This is a genomic window from Litoribacter ruber, assembly GCF_018449405.1.
Classification (GTDB): Bacteria; Bacteroidota; Bacteroidia; order Cytophagales; family Cyclobacteriaceae; genus Litoribacter; species Litoribacter ruber.
The window spans coordinates 38,301-57,603 of the sequence record NZ_JAHCMY010000009.1 but is presented as its reverse complement, the minus strand read 5'-3'; the positions used below and the strand labels follow the sequence as shown (position 1 = coordinate 57,603).

The window sequence follows — 19,303 nt, the reverse complement described above, 5'->3', positions numbered from 1 at the left end:
AAAACGCCAAAGAATATGATAAGGAGTGATATTTGGGGATAATTCACTAAAATTGTCCTATGAAAAAAATTGCACTTATCCCTGCCCGATATGCGGCCACCCGCTTTCCAGCCAAGCTTACGGCCGACCTTTGTGGTAAGCCCGTCATCGTGAGAACTTATTTGAGTACTGTGGCCTCAGGTGTTTTTGACGAGGTAGTGGTGGTGACCGATCACCAGGAAATAAGATCCCTGATTGAAAAGGAGGGTGGAAAAGTTTTTTATAGTGAAATAGAGCATCAAAGCGGGTCGGATAGGATAGCGGAGGCAGCCAAAGAGCTGGATGGTGACGTGGTGGTAAATGTGCAGGGGGATGAGCCGTTTCAGGATTCAGAGTCCCTTTCGAAGCTTGTGGAAGTTTTTGAGGACGATGATGTGCAAGTGGCCTCATTGATGACAGGCATTCAGGATTTACAACAATACAATGATCCCAATGCCGTAAAAGTGGTGGTGGATCAGAAGGGCTACTCTATGTATTTTAGCCGATCACCAATTCCATATTTCAGAAATCAGGATATCCAGAAGAACGTATACAGGCATATAGGGGTGTATGCCTATAGAAAAAATGCTTTGATATCATTTACCCAGCTTCCAAAATCCTATTTGGAAGAGGCGGAAATGTTGGAACAGTTGAGGTTATTGGAGGCAGGGATAAAAATAAAAATGGTCTACACCAACCATGAGACCATTGCAATTGACACCCCCGCTGATCTGGGAAAGGCAATTGAATTTTATAAATCAGAAAAGGGGCATTAATCCCTTAACTGAATATTTTTCTCATACCAGTCTGCGCCAAAATATCCACCTAAGTACATTAGTAGGTATACCGGCAATAGGTAGATCATATTGGAGTATTCTTTGCCCACAAAGAAAAAACAGGTGATGGTAGTGATCACCAAAAGGGGAGGGGTAAGAATCTTAAAGTATTTGAAAATGCCAGCTCCCACCAAAAACAATAGGACCGGGTAGGTCATTTTCAGGAAAAATGTTTCGTATCCAGCAATATGGATGGGGTCGAAGGTGCCAGCAATGTTAAGAGAAAAGACAATAATAAAAGTCCAAACAGCTAGAAAAAGGGATATTTTGAAAACTCGCATTGATTTGTGTTTAGTTATTATATTTATAACTGGTGCAAATTTCCGCAATTAACCAACACCATACAATACCGCGATCGGGGTATTTTTTACATCCCACAAATTATAATCCAACTATTTTCGTACTGCTAGCTGTTTGGAATTATTTATTAAAATCTTACCGGTGAGGTTCTCACCTGAGGCTCTTTAATGGTAATAAACGACTCATTTTCCTTGGCATGGCAGGAATTGCAACCGGTGGTAAACGTCCTGAATCCTTCCAAAAATGCGTTTTTGTCTCCTTGAAGAATTAAATCTTCCATCATCGCAATTTCATTGTCGATAAAGTGCTGCGCATTATCTGCTCTGGCCGGTCTTCTTTTCATTCCGTCTTCCAAAGTTTCGAGTAGGTGCTCTAACTGGTGGTCGGCATAGTCCCAGTTTTCATCCTGGCCCGCCCAATAAAGTTCGCTGTATCTATAGGCCACTTCCACCATGGTCCGGCTGAAGCCACCCATTTGGTTGGCGAGTTCTTCGAATTTCTCGTTTTGGTCACCTTTCAGCCAGCCGTCAGTTCCTACAGCCTGCTGGTCCTGATTGTTGTCACACGAGGAAAGGGTGAATGCGGCCAAGCCTGCGATTGCAAAAGCTTTAAATATTCTCATGATATTTCGTTTAATAGGTTCAACGTATGTACGGCAGCCAATCCAGCGGTTTCGGTTCTCAAGCGGCTGTGGCCCAGAGAACAGGGTTTGAAGCCTGCCTCAATTGCTGCCTTTATCTCATCAGGGCTGAAATCTCCTTCCGGCCCAACCAAAATTAGGTATTTATTTTTGGGATTTGCCAATTCAAAGAGATGATTGGGGATGTTTTGATCCACATAGGCGATAAATTTTTCAAAAGGTGCATAGTGGGGATCAGCGATGATGTCCTTGAAATCCAAACCGGTTTCTATTTCCGTCAATACACTCTTCAGGCTTTGCTTCATGGCCGAAACAGCCTTCTTCTCCAACCGATCGGACTTGAGGAAATTTCTTTCGGAATTATCCGTTTTCATGAGGATCATCCTATCCAGCCCTATTTCCACCGTTTTTTCTGTCATCCACTCCATTCTGTCCGCATTTTTGGTAGGGGCAATTGCCAAGTGGATTTGGTAGGGCTTTTCAGGGGCTATGGTTTCCTCCAATACCTGTAGGGTGGTGCTCTTTTGGGAAATGGAGTCAATCCGGCAAAGAGCTATTTTGCCCTTTCCATCGGTGAAGTGAATCTGGTCTCCGACTTTCTTTCTCAGTACTTTAACCAGATGCTTTGATTCTTCTCCCGGCAATTGGAAAGTAGGGGAGGTAAGCTCTGGATGGTAAAAAAGCTGCATAAATTTTTACTTTAAAGAATTCAAAAATAGTCAAAAATACCTGAAAACTCTTTATTCTTAAATTATTAAGGATTATTTGAACAATTATTTGTAAAATTTTTTGTTAGGCCAAAAGGATTTATTTCAAATGTTAAATTCCATTTTTTTTATTTGAAATAACTTATTTATCAAAATTGATTTTTCATAGATAAAATTGATTTTGAATAAGATTGGAATTTCCGTTATTGGTAGAATGTTTTGCGCAAAAACATTTAAAAGTATTTTGTTTTACATACCCTTATTTAAATGAAATTTATGGTCAATTTTAGAGTAAAGGCAGTTGTAGCATTTGCAATAGCAGGAATGATTTTTTCCTCTTGCCAAAATGAAAACATGGATGACTTTGCCAGTGAGGCAAAGGTAGATGAAACCCTGATTCCAGGCCAATACATAGTAGTATTGAAAGAAACTGGACTGAAAACCATCCAAAATTGGGGAGCCAGAAAGGATGAGGATAGAAATGCCCGCCTTAAAGGCTACGATGAGTTGCAGGAAGCTTTGAGAAAAGAGGTTTTGGAAGGATTCCGATTAAAACCGGAGCAAGTGGATCACGTATTTGGATCTGCTTTGGCAGGATTCTCAGCCCGCTTGAGTCCTGATGAACTTGCTGATTTGGAAAAGGATGATCGGGTAGAATTTATCGAGCAAGATCAAATCTATTACCTGGAAGATTTCAAGATGCCAAACATGTTTGTAAACAGCATCCTGCTTCAGTCTGGAGGCAGTGGCCAGACTACCCCTTGGGGCATCACCGAGATCGGTGGGGCAGTAAATGCTTCGGGACTTAATCGCTGGGCATTTGTCATTGACAGCGGTATTCAGCTCAACCACCCAGACCTGAATGTAAACTCCCAATATGGAAGATCCTTTGTGTCTGGCTATTCATCGCCTACAGATCAAAATGGTCACGGAACCCACGTAGCGGGTACTATCGCTGCCATTCACAACACCATTGGAGTAATCGGCGTGGCTGCCGGAGCTACTGTGGTACCGGTAAGAGTATTCGGTCCAACTGGCGGCTCTGCCACTTCTACTATTGTGTCGGGAATCGATTACACCACTCAGGTGGCCTTGGCTAACGATGTGGCCAACCTAAGCTTGGGCGGTCCTGCTTCAACTGCTTTGGATAATGCGGTAAGGAATCTGGCAGCCAAGGGCGTATTTTGCGCAATCGCAGCGGGGAATGAAAGCCAAAACGCCAACAATGTTTCTCCAGCAAGAGCCACAGGTACCAGGCTTTACACTATTTCCGCTTATGATATCAACGGTAGATTTGCTTCATTTTCCAACTTTGGAAACCCGCCAATTGTGGTTTCTGCACCTGGGGTAAATATCTACTCCACTTGGATAGGAAGCGGCTACCGCGCCATCAACGGAACCTCCATGGCTACCCCTCACGTGGCTGGAATCCTTTTGGCAAACAACGGTACGGTAAGATGGTCAGGTTATGTTACCAATGATCCGGATGGTAACCCTGACCGAAAAGCTAGAAGATAATAACAATGCGGTAAAAATAGAAAAAGCGCCATCAACTTGATGGCGCTTTTCTTTTTAACATTAACCTTTATAAACTAATCAACCTTTTGAAAGCTCAATATTTACTGCTTTACCTTTGATGGTATTAGAATTCATAACGTCGATTACATGCTTGGCATCCTTAGAAGGAACGTCCACAAAAGAGAAGTTGTCGAAAATATCGATTCCTCCAATGCTTCTGCCTGGTACTCCGGTTTCACCGGCGATAGCACCTACAATGTCATTCGGTCTGATTCTGTCTTTTTTACCAAGATTAAGGAACAACCTAGCCATGTTGGCATCTCTAGGGCCTTTTTCTCTGGAACGACGCGCACCTGGTCCAGCACCTCTTTCAGGTCTTTCTCCACGAACACCACGTCTGGCTCCTCTATCACCTCTGTCACCTCTTTCTCTGTCTCTTGAAGGTCTGCTTAGATCCAAATCGAAATTGAAATCTGAAACTTCTTTCAAAGATCCACCTAGTTGAAGTTTCATCAGTCCGATGGTAATTTGCTCCAGGCTCAAGCCTTCAGTCAGCATCTGGCCAATAGCAGCTTCGTAGAACTGCGTATCTTCCTCAATGGAAAGTTGTCTGTAAACATCTTTTACCAATTGATCTTTCTTCAGCTCTACCAACTCATCAGCAGATGGAGGAGTCATTTTCTGAATGGAAGTTTTGATGAACTTTTCAAGATCTCTCAATCTGAAACCATCTTTTCTTCCAGTTATGAAGTTAATGGCAGTACCGGATTTACCCGCTCTACCGGTTCTTCCGATTCTGTGAACGTAATTCTCTTCGTCCAAAGGAAGGTCATAGTTAAATACAGCCTCCACATTGTCCACATCGATACCTCTAGCGGCAACATCAGTTGCTACCAAGACAGTACAATGTCCTTTACGGAACTTGTTCATTACTTTGGTACGCTGAGCTTGAGAAAGATCTCCGTGAAGAGCCTCAGCTTGGATGCCTCTGGCAATCAAACCTTCAGTTACTTCATCTGTAGCTCTTTTCGTGTTACAGAATACCACGCTTAGCGCGTATTGATTGATATTCATCAACCTTGTCATCAACTCCATCTTCAACGAAGGCTTAACTTCGTAGTAGTGTTGTGCGATGTTCTCAACAGTCAACTCTTTTCTCAATACCTTAACAATCTCAGGGTTGTCCTGATATTTTCTAGTAAGGTCCAAGATAGGCTTAGCCATAGTGGCAGAGAAGAATACCGTTTGTCTTTCTTCAGGCATTGAGCTTAATATTGTCTCAATGTCATCTCTAAAGCCCATGTCCAACATCTCGTCCGCCTCATCCAAAATGATGATACCCACATTGTCTAGGTTCAAAGTCCTTCTGTTCATGTGATCCATGATACGTCCAGGGGTACCTACGACAATCTGAACACCTTTTTTAAGGCTTCTGATTTGTCTGTCAATTTGCTCGCCTCCATAAATACAAGTACTGGAGACGCCTTTTTTGTGTTTTGCTAATTTTACAATTTCACCTTCTACCTGTACGGCCAATTCCCTTGTAGGACAAAGGATCAACGCCTGAGGTTTGTTCAAAGATGGATCAACTTGATCAATAATCGGAATCCCAAAAGCTGCTGTTTTACCGGTACCAGTTTGTGCTTGGCCGATAACATCTTTTCCTTCCAAAAGGAATGGGATTGATTGTGCTTGAATAGTGGATGGATGGGTATAGCCCATGTCTTCCACGGCCCTTAAGATTTCAGCAGAAATCCCAAGGTCTGAGAATAATAATTCTTTTTCCATGATTTTTTCCTTACTTCTCTTTGCCATGATTTCCAGAAGTATCCCATACACGACAGACAGTAAGGAAACCCACGGCTTAGAAAAATGATAATTTTTAATTCGGGTGCAAAGGTAGGGGAAATATTTTGAATTACCAAGCAGGGTGGTAAAATCAATAAAATTTTGATGTTAATAAACCTAAAATAAAAGTGGATTATTTTGGAAGGCGGGCCTCAACCCGCCATCTGATTACATATGATTTTGTGAAAGGGATTTTACTTGGGCGATATACTTTTGCTCAGCCTCCTCTTTTGAGGTGCCCTTCAGTTTTTCCCAAGCATTATATTTCGCAGCTGCTTTAAAATCAAAGCCTCCCGGACGCTCGGTGTTGTTGTCACCTTCTGTAGCCTGCTTATAAAGGCCGTAAAGCTTCAATAGGTTTTCATTATCAGGTTTGCTGGTGAATCTTTTGGTCAACGCAACCGCTTCTTCTAAATTGTTGATTTCCATAGTAAACTTGTTTTAGTTGTTTCGGTTTCCAAAACTAACCCAAATAGCTTAGAGTTTGTCGCCCGAACGGATAATTTTTGTTAAATGTCGGGGAAATCCGAGGAGCAAGATGGGGTAGTTAATAAAAAAAGGCTACCAAAGTTGGTAGCCTTTTAAACAAAATAAAACGGGTCTTATCTTTTGTTGATGGAAACGTAATCTCTTTCGTTTGCACCTGTATATACTTGTCTTGGACGGCCGATTGGCTCGTTGTTTTCTCTCATTTCTTTCCACTGAGCAATCCAGCCTGGAAGCCTACCTAGGGCAAACATCACTGTGAACATATCCGTAGGGATGCCTAGTGCTCTGTAGATGATACCGGAGTAGAAATCAACATTTGGATAAAGCTTTCTTTCTACGAAATATGGATCGTTCAAGGCAGCTTCTTCAAGCTCCTTGGCAATATCCAATACTGGATCATTCACACCAAGCTTGGCCAATACATCGTCAGCGGCTTTTTTGATGATCTTAGCTCTTGGGTCAAAGTTTTTGTAAACTCTGTGTCCAAAGCCCATAAGTCTGAACGGGTCGTTTTTGTCTTTGGCTTTGTCCAAGAATTTCTTCGTGTCACCACCATCAGCCTTAATAGCTTCAAGCATTTCAATTACAGATTGGTTTGCGCCGCCATGCAACGGTCCCCAAAGTGCGTTGATCCCTGCTGAGATAGATGCGTACAAGCTAGCATGAGAAGAACCCACAATTCTAACAGTAGAAGTAGAACAGTTCTGCTCATGGTCAGCATGAAGGATTAACAACTGATCAAGCGCTTTGGCCACAACTGGGTCTACATCATAGTTCTCAGCCGGTAAGGCAAACATCATCTTCAAGAAGTTGGAGCAATAGTCCAAGCTGTTGTCAGGATAGTTGACCGGATGGCCTACTTCATTCTTATATGCCCAAGCCGCGAATGTTGGCATTTTAGCCAATAGACGGACGATGCTTAGGTTAACATCTTCAGCAGATCTATTAGGATCCAGTGAATTAGGATAGAAAGCAGTGAGGGAACAGATCAAAGAAGAAAGAACGCCCATCGGGTGAGCATTGGAAGGGAAACCGTCCAAGATCTTCTTGATGTCTTCGTGTACTAAAGTGTGGGTGGTTACTTCTCTGCTGAATTTTTCGTATTCCGATTGGTTGGGCAGCTCGCCATAGATGAGAAGGTATGCCACTTCAAGGAAGGTGGACTTTTCAGCAAGGTCTTCGATTCTGTAGCCTCTGTATCTGAGGATACCCTGCTCACCATCCAAAAATGTGATGGCACTTTTTGTGGAACCTGTGTTCTTATATCCTGGGTCAATCGTGATCAGCCCAGATTCACCTCTCAACTTGGCAATATTTACTGCCTTCTCATTTTCAGTACCTTCGATTACAGGAAGCGAATACTCTTTTCCATCAAAGGATAACTTAGCAAATTCAGACATAAAGTTTATATTTTATATGTAGTTAAATTCTAAAGAATAATTTAAAATTCTGGCATTAAGTTAACAATATTGGGCATAAAATACACGATAAATTATTTCAACTGGTGCATTTTGTGATGAAAGCCGTGAATTTTTATTGCTTATTTTTTCCCAATTCCCTTTTTCTCTTTGAGCCTTGAAGCGGGACCATATTCTTTATATGAAGGTTAGCGCCCAAACCAAAACAAAATTCTGAACCAAAGGTTTTTCAATGCCTATAGGTATTTAGCAAAAAAGCCCATGCGGGCTTTTTAATTTTTTAACAATAGTGCTCAAATACCTCAACAAGGTGGTCACCTATCAACTGGGCATTCCGGCCTTCGATGTGGTGCCGTTCAAGGAAGTGAACCAATTCACCATCCTTAAATAAAGCCATGGCAGGTGAGGAAGGAGGATAGGGAAGGGTATATTCTCTCACTTTTTTCACCGCCTCGGTATCGTTTCCAGCAAATACGGTGGCTAAGGTGCTTGGCTTTTTAGATGATTTCTCCAATGCGCTTCTCACTCCCGGTCGGGCCGCTCCTGCAGCACAGCCGCACACAGAATTGATCACAATAAAGGTTGTTCCTTTATGGCTTTTCAAGTGATTGTCTACATCATCGGCAGTTCTGAATTCCTGAAAACCAACTTCAGTCAATTCAGATCTCATTGGGGCTACTAATTCTTCTGGATACATAGTTATCTTTTTTTATAAAAAACCTAATTCTAATTTGGCTGCCTCGGACATCATGTCCTGAGAGTAGGGTGGGTCAAAGGTAAGTTCTATCTCTACATTGTTGACACCCTGTATTTGTTGGATCTTGGACTTTACCTCTGAAGGGATAAATTCGGCAGCTGGACAGTTTGGAGAGGTCAGCGTCATCAGCACATACACATTATTAACAGGGTATGCACTGATTTCATAGATCAATCCCAACTCGTAAACATCCACCGGAATTTCAGGGTCATAAACCGTCTTGATGGCATTTACCACTTTTTCCTTCAGTTCAGGAATTTCCAACTGGGTATTATTTTCTGTTTCTTGGCTCATAGGGCGTTCATCTTGGACTGGTACGCTATTGCATAAAATTTCATCTGCTTGATCATGGCAGCCAAACCATTGGATCGCTGGGAACCAATGATGCCTCCCATTCCAATCTTTTCTATAAAATAAAGGTCAGCATTGATGATCTCCTGGGGAGTTCGGCCCGACATCACACGAATCAAAAGGCTGATCAGCCCTTTGGTAATATCGGTGTTGCTGTCGGCATGGAATACCACCTTGTCATCCTCGGTGGTGGTGATCAACCAAACCTTGGATTGGCAACCTTTAATAATATTGTCTTCGGTTTTTTCCTCTTCGGGAAAAGCTCCAAGTTGGTTGCCAAGCTCCATTATATAAAATATGGTAGATTCCCTGTCGTCCCCCAGGATTTCAAATTCATCGATGATTTCGTCCTGTACCTTATTGATGTCTGTCATTTGTTCTTTAGTTTGGCAATCTTGCTCACACTTTCGTAAAGCCTGTCCACTTCTTCCAATGTGTTGTAAACAGAGAAGGAAGCTCTAACAGTTCCCTCGATTCGGAATCTGTTCATCAAGGGCTGCGTGCAGTGATGGCCTGTTCTCACGGCAATTCCTCCGGCATCCAGCATCATTCCCACATCAAAGGGATGCATGCCCTGGATCAAAAATGACAGGACGCTTACCTTATTGTCGGCAGTGCCATAGGGGATAAACCCTTTAATGGATGAAAGTTTTTCGGTAGCGTAGGCGAGAAGCTCGTTTTCATGATCTACGATCTGCTTCTTACCGACCGTATTGACAAATTCCAAAGCTTTTTCGAAAGCAATCACATCCCCGATATTGGGTGTTCCTGCTTCAAACTTGAATGGAATTTCATTAAAAGTGGTCTTTTCAAAGCTGACTTCCTTGATCATCTCCCCGCCTCCCTGATAAGGTGGCATGGACTCCAATACTTCCCTTTTTCCATAAAGAACTCCTAGGCCGGTGGGACCGTAGATCTTATGGGCTGAAAAGGCAAAAAAGTCGCAATCGAGTTTTTGCACGTCGATCGTCAAGTGTGAGGAGGACTGTGCTCCATCAAGCATAACTTTGGCTCCCACGGCATGGGCTTTGGCAATGATTTCCTCTACAGGGTTAATCGTGCCCAAAGCATTGCTGACATGAACGATGGAAACTAACTTGGTTTTTGATGTAAGTAGCTTTTCAAATTCCTCAAAAATAATCTCTCCCTTATCATTGATAGGAATAACCTTGAGAATGGCGCCCACCTCCTCGCAGAGCAGTTGCCAGGGTACTATATTGGAATGGTGTTCAAGGGTTGAAATGATTACCTCGTCGCCTTTTTTAACAAACTTTCTCCCAAAGGAGGAAGCTACCAAGTTTATGCTTTCAGTGGTGCCTTTGGTGAAAATAACTTCTTCCACTTCTTTTGCCCCAATAAATTTCTGAATGAGCTCTCTGGTATTCTCGTATTTTCGGGTAGCCCTATCCGCCAGGGTGTGGGCACCACGATGAATGTTTGAATTGTCAGTTTTGTAATAATAGTCAAGCGCCTCGATAACAGAAAGGGGTTTCTGAGTCGTGGCAGCATTGTCTAGATAGACCAAAGGCTTCCCATTTACTTCTTGGTGAAGTATCGGAAAGGAAGCCCTGATGTCTTGGATATTTAAACTCATATATTGCTTTTAGAAGTTTGTACCTAACTTTTTCTGAACCAAGTCAATACAATACTCTTTGAAAGCTTCAATTTTAAGGTGCTCTAAAACGTCTCCAGCGAATGCATACAGTAGGAGAGCCTTACCCTGCTTTTTGTCGATACCTCTCGCCTGAAGATAGAAAAGTGCCTCCTCATCCAGCTGACCAGTGGTACATCCATGAGAACATTTCACATCATCGGCCCAGATTTCAAGCTGCGGCTTGGTGTTGATTGTTGCCTCATCGGACAAGAGGATGTTGTTGTTTTGCTGGAAGGCGTTGGTTTTCTGCGCATCTTCACGAACGAAGATTTTGCCATTGAAAACCCCTCTAGATGTGTCGGCAAGAACCCCTTTGTAAAGTTCGTTGGACTCAGAATGAGGTTTTGTGTGGTCTACATTGGTGTGGTTGTCCACGTGGGTTTTTCCACCCAAAAGATAAAGACCGTACATGTTGCCCTCGCAACCCGAATCAAGCAGGTTAAGCGTAACATTGTTTCGGATCATGTCACCTTCCAGGGAAAGTACAAATGAGGTGAAAGTTGAATCCCTGTGAATGTCAGTCAATAGATTGTTGACCTCCAGAGCTTCGTTGTTCTGATTTTGTACTCTATAATAGTGTATGTGTGAATTGGAGGCAGTTTTGATTTCCACGCTTCCGTTTAGCAAGTAGGCCTGCTCATCCTGGCTCACGGTCTGCTCTATGAAGACTGCCTCTGTATTTTCAGCACAATCGATCCATAATTTGGGAGTGATAAGCTGTCCATCATTGGCTTTTACTAAGTTGAGAAGCAAAACCGGCTTGTCGAGCACCTTGTTTTTAGGAATCTGAATAAAAACGCCTTTTTCAAAACTGGCCTTGTTCAAAGCCAAATAGCTGTCATCGTAAAGGTCCTTAATAGAAAAAGGCGCCTCTGAATTGGTTACGTTGGTAACGGCGTAGCCTTCTCCCAAACTGCTAAGCTCAGCCGAAAACTGGCCATTGTTAAACACCACCACATCAGCATCCAGGTCTTTGATCATAGCCTTGGAAACATCCTGTTGGGTAAGCCCCAATGGTTTTGCCTGCTGAAAAGATTGAATCTTGGATTCTATCCTTTTGGTAATGTTGGTGAATTTATATTCTTCGTGTTTTGTGGTTGGGAAACCATTTTCACGAATAACTTGAGCAGCTTCACTATTACCATTCGGATGAACGGTTGCAAGCAGGCTGTCAGTAATATTATCCTTTGTGATTGTAGTCATTGTATAATTGTCTGGTTGGTAAATTTGGATTAGACAGTCGCTTTGTCTGCTTCCTCTTTGATCCAATCATATCCTTTTTCCTCAAGCTCCATAGCCAATTCTTTGGTGCCTGATTTTACGATTTTACCATTGTATAATACATGGACAAAATCCGGAACGATATAATCCAGCAATCTCTGATAATGGGTCACCACAATGGTGGCGTTGTTATCGGACTTCAATTGGTTTACGCCATTTGAAACAATCCGTAAAGCATCAATGTCAAGTCCTGAGTCTGTTTCATCCAAGATGGAGAGGGTAGGCTCAAGCATAGCCATCTGGAAGATTTCGTTTCTCTTTTTCTCTCCTCCGGAAAAACCTTCATTCAAGGATCTGCTCAGCAATTTTTGGTCGATCTCGACCAGCTTCATTTTTTCTTTCATCAAAGAAAGGAACTTCACTGCATCCAAAGGCTCCAAGCCTCTGTACTCCCTCACTTGGTTAACTGCCGTTCTCAGGAAGTTTGTAGAGGATACACCAGGTATTTCTACTGGATATTGGAATGCCAAAAACACACCTTCTCTTGCTCTATCTTCAGGGCTGAGATCAAGCAAATCCTTGCTCTTGAAAGAAACTTCACCTTCAGTCACCTCATATTCCTCTCTACCTGCCAATACGGAGGCGAGCGTAGATTTACCTGAACCGTTTGGTCCCATGATAGCATGGACTTCACCGGCTTTAACTTCAAGATTGATACCTTTAAGGATAGGCGTTCCTTCAACTGATGCGTGTAAGTTTTTTATAGATAGCATAATAGTAATTCAATTTTTAGATTTTATCCGACACTTCCTTCTAGGGTAAGGGCAAGAAGTTTTTGGGCCTCAACGGCAAATTCCATTGGAAGCTGGTTCAGTACTTCTTTAGCGTAACCGTTTACGATTAGGGCTACCGCATCTTCAGTGGCAATCCCTCTCTGGTTACAGTAGAAGAGCTGGTCTTCTCCGATTTTGGAAGTTGTGGCCTCATGCTCCACTTTGGCGGTGGAATTTTGGATATCTATGTAAGGGAAGGTGTGGGCACCACACTTAGACCCCATTAATAAGGAGTCGCACTGGGAGAAGTTTCGGGCATTGTGGGCCCTTTTCATTACCTGCACCTGTCCACGGTAGGAATTCTGGGATTTGCCCGCAGAGATGCCTTTGGATACAATTCTGGATTTGGTGTTTTTACCGATGTGGATCATTTTGGTCCCGGTATCGGCCTGCTGATAATTGTTGGTCACAGCCACGGAATAGAACTCCCCGATGGAATTGTCACCTTTTAATATACAGCTTGGGTATTTCCAGGTAACCGCTGAACCGGTTTCCACCTGCGTCCATGAGATCTTGGAATTGTCTCCAAAACAGATCCCTCTTTTGGTTACGAAATTGAAGATACCGCCTTTGCCTTCCTTGTCTCCAGGGAACCAGTTTTGGACGGTAGAATATTTTACCTCGGCATCTTTGGCTGCAAAAATCTCAACTACTGCTGCATGAAGTTGGTTCTCGTCCCTCTGAGGGGCCGTACAACCTTCTAGATAAGAACAGTAAGAACCCTCATCCGCTACGATCAAAGTTCTTTCAAACTGACCGGTGTTGGCGGCGTTGATTCTAAAATAGGTGGAAAGCTCCATTGGGCATCTCACCCCTTTAGGAATATAGCAGAAAGACCCATCGGAGAATACCGCAGAATTCAATGCCGCATAATAATTATCGGTCATCGGTACCACTGAGCCCAAATACTTTTTGACAAGTTCCGGGTGGTTGTGTACAGCCTCACTGAATGAGCAGAAAATGATACCAAGCTTGCCCAAGGTCTCCTTAAAAGTAGTACCTACCGAAACGGAATCCAGCACCGCGTCGACGGCAATGCCTTGAAGCCTTTTTTGCTCATTGAGGGAAATGCCCAGCCTTTCATAAATCTGAAGAAGCTCAGGGTCTACCTCGTCGAGGTTCTTTGGTTTTTTGGACTGCTTTGGGGCAGAATAGTATCTTAATTTTTGAAGATCAATTTTAGGGTAATGAACATTTGCCCACTCGGGCTCGGTCATTTTCTCCCATGCCCTGAAGGCCTTCAATCTCCAATCCAGAAGCCATTGCGGTTCTTCTTTTTTGGCAGAGATCCAGCGGATGATTTCCTCATTCAGACCAATGGGAGCCTCATCGGCCTCATAGTTGACCGACCAGCCATGTTCATATTCTTTTGAAGTAAATTCTTCTAAAATCTGATTGTCTTTGCTCATAAAGTCGAGTTATTTAGACTAATTACATTTTGTAGCGCAAAGATACAACATTAATCCAATTTTTTATGTTCAAAGACGTTTACAATTATTGGGTTTGGGAGTAAAATTTATCTATAAGCTGCTGATTTTTAGGTGTTTTTGATTGGGCCTGTAGCGCTTTTCCAAATTACAAAATCTATAAATATCAATAGCTTTGATTAGAAAAACACTAAATAATTTTTCCTTAGATTTAATCTAAATAGTGTTACTATAAGGCAGTCGCACCATAAGGATTCGCGTTATTGACTGTTATCAAATAGTTGGATAGGCCGGTTGATGCTTTCTTCCAGCACAATAAGGGTTTCGGTCCGGTCGATGCCGTCTACTTTCTGGATCTTGTTCAACACGTCCCTCAGGTGATTGGTGTCCTTGCAGATGATTTTTGCGAAGATGCTGTAATTACCTGTTGTGTAATAAGCGTTGATCACCTCAGGAATAGCCTTGAGCTTGATGATGACATTATCATAAAGGGAGCTTTTCTCCAGGTAAATCCCCAAAAACGCCGAAATGTCATATCCCAGTTTTGAGAAATCTATGTTTAAGGTAGCGCTTTTGACCACACCCATCTCTTCTAGCTTCCTCATGCGCACGTGCACCGTTCCCGAAGAAACAAAAACTTTCTTGGCAATTTCTGTGTAAGGAGTTTTGGCATCCTCATTCAAAAGGGAAATAATTTTTAAATCTACATTGTCAATATCTAAAATTTTGTCCATCTGAAAATGTTTAAATTAAGTTATGTGCAATAAACAGGTATGTAAATTATAAAATTGTTAAAAAATTCCAAAATTTAAATTTAGGAATAGGATTTGATTTTATGGTAGTTAATTTTGCTGGGAAGCTTAGTTGCTGAATATTAATTTTGGAGGGGTATAAAATAATGCAATTAAAGATTGAATTATTGGTTATTTATTCCATAATTTGTAACAGTGATTGAGCATAAAACTTTTGAATCTCTAAAGTTATATTTGGGTTTATATTCGGAAAAAGTCCTGCTGGTAGCAGGACTTTTTTTATGCCCCTAGAAAGTTTGGAATGATTTTTTCTACACGTTTATTGATTTTAAATGCAAATATTTGTTTTTGAAATTAATTTTTGTGAATTTTGAATTATCAACTTTCTAGGTATGAGAACATTTATTTTTACACTGCTTTGCTTTTCAGCGGTTTCGGTAAGTTTCGCTCAAGGAACACTTTTCAGTGCCTACGCACTTTCGGCGGATTTACTAATTCCCAAAACCACTGTAAATGATTATGAAAAGGATGATTTCCTAAGCTATTCCTACTACGAATCTGGCGAACTGAAAGCCATCAAGCCAATTGTGGACGGAAAATTTGAAGGAGAATTGCTGTCTTTTTATCCTGATGGAACTTTGAGAAGAAGAGAGTTTTTCGAAAATGGAAAATCCATGGGTGGGGTTTGCTTCGATATGGATGGAAAAATCCTTCCCTATGAGCCTTTCATGAAGTTTGCCGAATTAAAAGGCAAGGAAGATGCCGCCGATTTTGTGGATGGATACACCTCTTTCATCTTCAGAACCAAAAAGAGCGCTCTGCTTGATGAAGTGAAGGTTATCCTTAACATCAACCAACATGGTAAATTGGTAGGGTACAAATTTGATGGGCATGCAGATAAGGGAACCCAGGAAAGAGTTGATTATGTGCTGAGACAAATGCCTGATTGGCATCCAGCAATCGAGGAAGGGGTATATGTACCTATGGACTTCGAATTGACAATAAGAAAATAATTAAGTGTTTTGTGATGATAAAGTTTAAGGCTTGACCGTTTGGTCAAGCTTTTTTTTGCTATTTATTAAAATCCGGGATTGGGAATTACTTAAATTTTAAGCCTACTGTTATATCCCTCAAATTGGGCTTGTCAGCTTGATCCTTAAATATTTAAACGGATATCATAGCCTATATCTAATTATTGCTCCATTGATCACAATCCTCTGTAGTTTTGACGTTAATTCAAGTAAATTCCGCGTGAAAATAAATCAACCAGTATGCTTAATAAGAAGTTACTTGCCGCAGGACTGCTGATGACAATGTCATTTGGCCTTTCTGCCCAAGAAAAAAGGCCCCTGACCCATGATGATTATGATGCCTGGGAATCGGTCTCCTCTGAGAAGGTTTCCAAAAACGGAAAATGGGTCGCCTATGAAATCAGCCCCCAAGACGGAGACGGCAGGATTGAAGTAGCCGCCCATCAAAATCCTGCCGAAAAACATGCTATTCAAAGAGGGAAAAACTTTGTCTTCTCCAACAATGGAGACTTCCTCATGGGCTTGATCAAGCCCCAAAAGGACTCGGTTCGGGTATTAAAGCTGAAAAATACGGCCAAGGACAAAATGCCGAAGGATTCACTTTTCATCCTTTCTCTAGGCAATGGCGAAGTGGAAAAAATGGCCAAAATTAAGTCCTTTAAAACCCCAAAGGATAACGGTAACTGGCTGGCGGTCCATTTTGAAAAAGAAACCAAAAAGCAGGATAAATCCGATACCACTGAGGTAAAGGACAAGCCTAAAAAAACCGAGGGCACCAACCTTCTTGTGAGAAGTTTTGACGGGGAAAGAAAGTGGACCTTGGATAGGGTGAAGGATTACGGTTTTTCGGATGAGGGCAATTACCTGTATTTTACCAAAGCCACCGAGGATACACTGAAAAATGAAGGTGCCTACATCCTAAACCTGCGCAATGGGGAGACCACCCAAGTGGATGAAGGAAAGGTAAATTATGCGGGCATGGTCATCGATGGACCCGAGAAAAACTTTGCCTTCATGGCTACCGAGGACTCGCTAAAAGCCAAAAAGCCATATTACGATCTATATCTTTATGATATAGCAAAAAAGGACCTGAAAAAAGTAGCCGGAAAAGGCACTCAGGGGATTCTTGAATATGGTATGGTAAGCAAAAACGGCGACTTGGTATTTTCCAAAGATGGAAGCCGGTTGTATTTTGGTACGGCTCCAGATTATGTCACGTACGAGTATGAAGAAGACACTACGATCTTAAAAGAGGAACGGGTTTCCCTGGATATTTGGGGCTGGCAGGATGATGAGATTCAGCCTATGCAACTCAAGCAAAAAGATAGGAAAAACAAAAAAACATATTTGGCCACTTACCACATGAAATCGGGTAAAGTGACCCAGGTGGCAGATATGAAAGTTGAAAACATCAATAGGGACAAGTATGAGCGGCACAAGTTAGCCCTTGGGTCGGATGATAAGCCTTATCGCCGCAATTACAGCTGGGATATCCAGATCGGAAGGGATGTGTATGTGGTGGACCTGGAGACAGGGGAGAAAACCTTGGTGGAGAAAAACCTAAAAGGCTATCCGTCGCTTTCACCGGAAGCAAAGTTTGTGTATTGGTACAGCACGCCTGATAGCACCTGGATGGCCTATGACATCAAGACCAAGCAGAAAAGAAACCTTTTGGCCGAAATTGATGATATCAATTTTTACGATGAGATTCACGACAGCCCTTCCATGCCGTCAAGCTACGGAAACGGTGGATGGTTGAAAAACGATGAGGCATTCCTGGTTTACGATAAATATGATATCTGGAAGGTTGATCCTACAGGGAAGAAAGAACCAGTAAACATCACCAAAGGGGAAGGCCGTCAAAACAAAGTGAAATACAGAATCCAGACCTTGCATGAGGATGAGGAGGAATATGGTATTGATTCCAAATCACCATTAGTGTTGACAGCATTCCATGAATTTAGCAAGAAAAACGGTTTCTATAAAGGTGACCTGCAGGGCAAAAACTCCCCTGAGGAGTTGCTATTTACCGATCATCGCTATTACGGTTTGAAGAAAGCTGAGAAAAGCGATGAGGTGATTGTTAGGAGATCAACTTACCATGAATACCCAGACCTGTATGCCACAAGTCTAGACTTTGCAAACCTGAACCAAATCTCCGAAACTAACAGCCAGCAGGCCGATGTTAACTGGGGTTCTGTAGAATTGGTGGATTACCGCGCAAATGACGGTACGCCCATGCAGGGGTTGCTATTCAAGCCTGAGAATTTCAGAGAGGACGGCAACTATCCTATGATGGTGTATTTCTATGAAAGAAATTCTGATGGTCTACATAATTACAGACCACCTGCACCAAGTGCTTCTACCATCAATATTCCATTTTTTGTGAGTAATGATTACGTGGTTTTTGTGCCGGATATCAAATACGATTTGGGGCTTCCGGGGCCAAGTGCTTTTAATAGCATCATGCCAGGTGTACAAAAAGTGGCTGACATGGGTTTTGTAGATAAAGAAAACATGGCTATCCAAGGTCAAAGCTGGGGTGGATACCAAGTGGCTTATCTGATCACACAAACAGACATGTTCAAGGCTGCCGGAGCGGGGGCTCCCGTGGTAAACATGACTTCGGCTTATGGCGGTATCCGTTGGGGTACGGGTATGAGCCGTATGTTCCAGTATGAGCAGACCCAATCCAGAATTGGCGGTACGCTATGGGAAAAGCCTTTGTACTATATTGAAAACTCTCCCTTGTTTTACAGCGACCGTGTAAACACGCCAGTTTTGATCATGCACAATGATGCCGATGGCGCGGTGCCGTGGTATCAGGGCATTGAAATGTTTATGGCTCTCAAAAGGCTAAATAGCCCAGCCTGGCTTTTGGTGTACAATGATGAAGATCATAACTTGGTGCAGCGTAAAAATAGAAAAGACCTTTCAATCAGGTTGTCTCAGTTCTTTGACCATTACCTTAAGGACGCCCCGGCTCCCCTGTGGATGACGGAAGGACTTCCAGCCACTGAGAAGGGCAGGACTTTGAAGTATGAGCTTTCAAAATAAAAAATGATTAAAAAAATCCCCATCAGATATGATGGGGATTTTTTATTCCCAAATGCCTTGGGGAACGATTTCGAGTACATGTCCAAAAGGGTCCTCAAAATAAAAACTTTCCAAATCACCTTTCCACTTTTGGAAGTGGGTAATCCATATTCCCTTTTCCTTTACCCTTTCCAATGTTTTTTCATAATCCTTTTGTGATACTTCAAATGCCAAATGCTGCTTGCCGCGGGCATAATGGAGAGGAAGGTTTTTCTCTTCCTTGGTAGCCTCAGGGTTAAAGCAGAGCAATACCGAGCTGCCGCATCGGAAAAAGATATGGCGCCCTTCTACTTTTGATATTAAAGGCATTCCCAGTTTTTCATGATAAAATTCATGCGCTTTGTCTAGGTCATCCACATACAGGCAACTTTCCTTTATTTGGGTAAAATTCATGGTTGAGTTTTTGG

19 protein-coding genes are annotated in these 19,303 nt (G+C 42.3%); 4 read left to right on the top strand and 15 right to left on the bottom strand.

Going from position 1 to position 19,303, the window contains the following annotated elements; translation table 11 throughout:
- Positions 1–59 precede the first annotated feature (59 nt).
- Positions 60–794 carry a 3-deoxy-manno-octulosonate cytidylyltransferase gene (gene kdsB / locus KI659_RS14315; RefSeq protein ID WP_213946047.1) on the top strand — a complete coding sequence of 245 codons (735 nt, stop codon included), beginning with the start codon at positions 60–62 and terminating at the stop codon, positions 792–794.
- Here the strand turns inward: kdsB and KI659_RS14310 are convergent.
- The 3 genes from KI659_RS14310 to KI659_RS14300 form a co-directional block, all read right to left on the bottom strand.
- Positions 791–1,135: a hypothetical protein gene (locus KI659_RS14310; RefSeq protein ID WP_213946046.1), complete on the bottom strand. Its 345-nt coding sequence runs from the start codon at positions 1,133–1,135 to the stop codon at positions 791–793. The two genes, kdsB and KI659_RS14310, sit on opposite strands and share 4 nt — an antisense overlap.
- 146 nt (positions 1,136–1,281) lie before the next feature.
- On the bottom strand, positions 1,282–1,776 hold the full coding sequence (locus KI659_RS14305; protein ID WP_213946045.1) for a hypothetical protein: 495 nt from the start codon (positions 1,774–1,776) through the stop codon (positions 1,282–1,284).
- On the bottom strand, positions 1,773–2,483 hold the full coding sequence (locus KI659_RS14300) for a 16S rRNA (uracil(1498)-N(3))-methyltransferase (protein ID WP_213946044.1): 711 nt from the start codon (positions 2,481–2,483) through the stop codon (positions 1,773–1,775). The genes KI659_RS14305 and KI659_RS14300 overlap by 4 nt, the downstream gene beginning before the upstream one ends.
- 294 nt (positions 2,484–2,777) lie before the next feature.
- On the opposite strand from KI659_RS14300, the gene KI659_RS14295 reads away from it, so the two are divergent.
- On the top strand, positions 2,778–4,019 hold the full coding sequence (locus tag KI659_RS14295; RefSeq protein ID WP_213946043.1) for a S8 family peptidase: 1,242 nt from the start codon (positions 2,778–2,780) through the stop codon (positions 4,017–4,019).
- Positions 4,020–4,097: 78 nt separating this feature from the next.
- Here the strand turns inward: KI659_RS14295 and KI659_RS14290 are convergent, their stop codons facing one another.
- The 11 genes from KI659_RS14290 to KI659_RS14240 form a co-directional block, all read right to left on the bottom strand.
- Positions 4,098–5,807, bottom strand: coding sequence for a DEAD/DEAH box helicase (locus KI659_RS14290; RefSeq protein ID WP_213946105.1), 1,710 nt, complete (start codon positions 5,805–5,807; stop codon positions 4,098–4,100).
- Positions 5,808–6,035: 228 nt separating this feature from the next.
- A complete protein-coding gene (locus tag KI659_RS14285) occupies positions 6,036–6,296 on the bottom strand; it encodes an acyl-CoA-binding protein (RefSeq protein WP_213946042.1) in 261 nt (86 codons plus the stop codon).
- A 173-nt stretch (positions 6,297–6,469) separates the two neighbouring features.
- The gene (locus KI659_RS14280) at positions 6,470–7,756 is read right to left on the bottom strand and encodes a citrate synthase (protein ID WP_213946041.1); all 1,287 of its coding nucleotides are present in this window, start codon (positions 7,754–7,756) and stop codon (positions 6,470–6,472) included.
- A 298-nt stretch (positions 7,757–8,054) separates the two neighbouring features.
- Positions 8,055–8,471, bottom strand: coding sequence for a BrxA/BrxB family bacilliredoxin (locus KI659_RS14275; protein ID WP_213946040.1), 417 nt, complete (start codon positions 8,469–8,471; stop codon positions 8,055–8,057).
- 12 nt (positions 8,472–8,483) lie between these two features.
- A complete protein-coding gene (locus KI659_RS14270; RefSeq protein ID WP_213946039.1) occupies positions 8,484–8,825 on the bottom strand; it encodes a DUF59 domain-containing protein in 342 nt (113 codons plus the stop codon).
- Complete coding sequence (locus tag KI659_RS14265) at positions 8,822–9,256, bottom strand: SufE family protein (RefSeq protein ID WP_213946038.1); 435 nt, start codon at positions 9,254–9,256, stop codon at positions 8,822–8,824. The genes KI659_RS14270 and KI659_RS14265 overlap by 4 nt, the downstream gene beginning before the upstream one ends.
- The gene (locus KI659_RS14260) at positions 9,253–10,476 is read right to left on the bottom strand and encodes a cysteine desulfurase (RefSeq protein ID WP_213946037.1); all 1,224 of its coding nucleotides are present in this window, start codon (positions 10,474–10,476) and stop codon (positions 9,253–9,255) included. The genes KI659_RS14265 and KI659_RS14260 overlap by 4 nt, the downstream gene beginning before the upstream one ends.
- A gap of 9 nt (positions 10,477–10,485) precedes the next feature.
- A complete protein-coding gene (gene sufD, locus KI659_RS14255) occupies positions 10,486–11,739 on the bottom strand; it encodes a Fe-S cluster assembly protein SufD (RefSeq protein WP_213946036.1) in 1,254 nt (417 codons plus the stop codon).
- A 29-nt stretch (positions 11,740–11,768) separates the two neighbouring features.
- Positions 11,769–12,530 (bottom strand): Fe-S cluster assembly ATPase SufC, encoded by a 762-nt coding sequence (gene sufC / locus KI659_RS14250; protein WP_213946035.1) that lies wholly within the window; start codon positions 12,528–12,530, stop codon positions 11,769–11,771.
- Between the two features lie 23 nt (positions 12,531–12,553).
- Positions 12,554–13,999: a Fe-S cluster assembly protein SufB gene (sufB, locus tag KI659_RS14245; protein WP_213946034.1), complete on the bottom strand. Its 1,446-nt coding sequence runs from the start codon at positions 13,997–13,999 to the stop codon at positions 12,554–12,556.
- A gap of 278 nt (positions 14,000–14,277) precedes the next feature.
- The gene (locus KI659_RS14240; protein ID WP_213946033.1) at positions 14,278–14,751 is read right to left on the bottom strand and encodes an Lrp/AsnC ligand binding domain-containing protein; all 474 of its coding nucleotides are present in this window, start codon (positions 14,749–14,751) and stop codon (positions 14,278–14,280) included.
- A 410-nt stretch (positions 14,752–15,161) separates the two neighbouring features.
- On the opposite strand from KI659_RS14240, the gene KI659_RS14235 reads away from it, so the two are divergent.
- Complete coding sequence (locus KI659_RS14235; RefSeq protein ID WP_213946032.1) at positions 15,162–15,782, top strand: toxin-antitoxin system YwqK family antitoxin; 621 nt, start codon at positions 15,162–15,164, stop codon at positions 15,780–15,782.
- Between the two features lie 258 nt (positions 15,783–16,040).
- Positions 16,041–18,857, top strand: a complete 2,817-nt coding sequence (locus KI659_RS14230) for a S9 family peptidase (RefSeq protein WP_213946031.1) — start codon at positions 16,041–16,043, stop codon at positions 18,855–18,857.
- Positions 18,858–18,899: 42 nt separating this feature from the next.
- On the opposite strand, the gene KI659_RS14225 is transcribed toward KI659_RS14230, so the two are convergent.
- Positions 18,900–19,289 carry a VOC family protein gene (locus KI659_RS14225; RefSeq protein ID WP_213946030.1) on the bottom strand — a complete coding sequence of 130 codons (390 nt, stop codon included), beginning with the start codon at positions 19,287–19,289 and terminating at the stop codon, positions 18,900–18,902.
- Positions 19,290–19,303: the final 14 nt, after the last annotated feature.